4 protein-coding genes (1 of these 4 running past the window's edge) are annotated in these 2,420 nt (G+C 65.0%); 2 read left to right on the top strand and 2 right to left on the bottom strand.

Annotated elements, in window-relative coordinates; genetic code table 11:
- On the top strand, positions 1–564 hold a 564-nt coding region (locus IL54_RS24525), incomplete at its 5' end, for a hypothetical protein (protein ID WP_037472624.1).
- A 12-nt stretch (positions 565–576) separates the two neighbouring features.
- On the opposite strand, the gene rdgB is transcribed toward IL54_RS24525, so the two are convergent.
- Positions 577–1,206 carry an RdgB/HAM1 family non-canonical purine NTP pyrophosphatase gene (gene rdgB / locus IL54_RS01875; RefSeq protein WP_037472626.1) on the bottom strand — a complete coding sequence of 210 codons (630 nt, stop codon included), beginning with the start codon at positions 1,204–1,206 and terminating at the stop codon, positions 577–579.
- Between the two features lie 154 nt (positions 1,207–1,360).
- Entirely contained in the window at positions 1,361–2,077 is a 717-nt protein-coding gene (gene rph, locus IL54_RS01880; protein WP_037472629.1) for a ribonuclease PH, read from the bottom strand.
- 110 nt (positions 2,078–2,187) lie between these two features.
- On the opposite strand from rph, the gene IL54_RS01885 reads away from it, so the two are divergent.
- Positions 2,188–2,420, top strand: the 5' portion of a protein-coding gene (locus tag IL54_RS01885; RefSeq protein WP_237748754.1) for a DUF6438 domain-containing protein. The gene runs 55 nt beyond the window's last position; the window shows 233 of its 288 coding nt (coding positions 1–233); the start codon lies at positions 2,188–2,190; the stop codon falls past the right edge of the window.

The following is a 2,420-nucleotide window of genomic DNA, read 5'->3' on the forward strand; positions in this document are numbered from 1 at the left end:
TCCTGCGCGGCGGACATCGGATCGGCGGCTGCCGCCGAGCGCGTCAAGCTGTGCCGTAATGTGTCGCCCGCGACGCATCCGCCCTGCAATGCGGCCAATAGCTGCGCGCTGATCGAGGATGAGATTGCGCGCAGTTGCGCCCTGTTCGACGGGAAAGGCGACCCGATGCCGGGATGCGACCCCGCGCCCAAGAGCATGGCGGCGGCGATCGCCGTCGTGCAGCGCTATTATGCCGCGATCAATGCCAGGGATTATGGCACCGCCTGGGCGCAATGGGGGGATGACGGCCCGCCGAACCAGACCTTGCAGGCTTTTCAGGCGGGCTTTGCCAATACCCGGTCGACGCGCGTGACGATCGGCAAGGTGGAGCCGGGTAGCGCTGGCGCTGGGTCGATCTATCAGACCGTGCCGGTGACGGTGGATTCACAGTTGCAGAACGGCACCGTCCAGCGTTTCGCAGGCGATTATGTCGTGCGGCGGGTCAATGATGTGGAGGGAGCATCACCCAGCCAATTGCGCTGGCACATTGGTCAGGCGACGCTGAAAGCCGTACCCGCGCCGTAACGCGGGCGTGGATCAAAATGTCGCCGCGACCAGTTGCCGGAAGGCGTCGGCGCGGTGGCTCATGGCGTGTTTGGCGTCGGGGTCCATTTCGCCGAAGCTGATGTCATGGCCGAGCGGCACGAACATGGCGTCATAGCCAAAGCCCTGGTCCCCGCGCGGGGGCCAGACCAGCGTGCCGTCGACCCGACCTTCGAATGCCTGGATATGGCCGTCGGGCCAGGCGAGGGCAAGGGCGCAGATGAAATGGGCGTCATGGCCCGCATCCGGCCCCTTGGCTTCGATTCCGTCCCACACCTTCTGCATGGCGAGCGCAAAGTCCTTGGACTCCCCCGCCCAGCGTGCGGAGAAGAGGCCGGGGTCGCCGCCCAGCGCCTCGACGCACAGGCCGCTATCGTCGGCGAGCGCGGGCAGGCCGGAGAGGTCTGCCGCCTGCATCGCCTTGAGTTCCGCATTGGCGATGAAGGTGGTGCCGGTTTCCTCCGGTTCGGGCAGGTCGAGCGATGCGGCCGAGATCGGTTCGATCCCAAAGGGGCCAAGCAAGGCGGCGATTTCGCGCACCTTGCCCGCATTATGGCTGGCGATCACCAGCTTGCCGGGGGCGAGCTTGCGGATCGCTTGTTCCTGTCCGAATTGGTCGGTCATGATGTTACCCTAAAACATTGTCCGTCATCCCAGCGAAAGCTGGGATCTCCCTTCTTTTTCGCTGCATCGGCGTCAAAAGAAAAGGGAGATGTCAGCGTTGGCCTTCGGCCGCCCTTCGGGTCGCTGGCATGACGAAGAGATGCGTGTGCGGGACTTACCGCCCCGTGGCGACATCCTGCGCGGCGAAGATCTTCGCGCAGCCTATGCGCGCGAGGCGCAGGAGGCGGAGCAGTTCTTCCTCGTCATAGGCGGCACCTTCGGCCGTCGCCTGGACTTCGGCGAACTTGCCGTCGCCGGTCAGGATGAGGTTGGCGTCGGTTTCGGCATTGCTGTCCTCGGCATAATCGAGGTCGAGGACGGGGGTGCCGTTGTAGATGCCGCAGCTGATCGCCGCGACCTTCTGGATGATCGGGTCTTCCTTCAGCGCGCCCGACGCCATCAGCTTGTCCACGGCGATGCGCAGCGCGACCCAGGAGCCGGAGATCGCCGCCGTGCGGGTGCCGCCATCGGCCTGGATCACGTCGCAATCGATCACGATCTGGCGTTCGCCGAGCTTCTTCATATCTACGACCGTCCGCAGCGAACGACCGATGAGGCGCTGAATTTCCTGAGTGCGGCCCGACTGCTTGCCCTTGGCGGCTTCGCGGCTGCCGCGCGTGTGCGTGGCGCGGGGCAGCATGCCATATTCGGCGGTGACCCAGCCCGACCCCTTGCCGCGCAGGAAGGGCGGCACCTTCTCTTCGACCGACGCGGTGCACAGCACGCGCGTATCGCCGAAGCTGATCAGGCAGCTACCCTCGGCATGGATGGTGAAGCCTGGCTCCATGGTGATGTCGCGCATCTGGTCGGGCGCGCGGCCGGAAGGACGCATAATATTTCTCCAAAACGATATGGTGACGGCGCTTAGCGCCCGGCGGCGTGTGTTGCCAGTGTCATGACGACAATAAGTGGGTATGAGAGGCTATGACGATGCGAATGATGATGGCGGCGAGTGCGCTGCTGCTGGTGGGCTGTGCTGCCGCGGATAACGAACTGGAGACGCCCAAGGCGGCGGGCGAGACGATCCGCTTCACCGCCGGGCGCTGTTTTGGTGCCTGTCCGTCTTATAGCCTGCGCGTGACGCCGGATGGGTCGGGCATATTGGAGCCGGAGAAGTTCACCGCCGTACCGGGGCCGACCCGCTTCACCGTCAGCCCGGCGCAATATCGGCGGGT

The organism is Sphingobium sp. ba1 (genome assembly GCF_000743655.1).
Taxonomy (GTDB): domain Bacteria; phylum Pseudomonadota; class Alphaproteobacteria; order Sphingomonadales; family Sphingomonadaceae; genus Sphingobium.

Coding starts and splice junctions, on each gene's coding strand:
- rph (WP_037472629.1), bottom strand. CDS start 2,077: ATGCGTCCTTCCGGCCGCGCGCCCGACCAGATGCGCGACATCACCATG.
- rdgB (WP_037472626.1), bottom strand. CDS start 1,206: ATGACCGACCAATTCGGACAGGAACAAGCGATCCGCAAGCTCGCCCCC.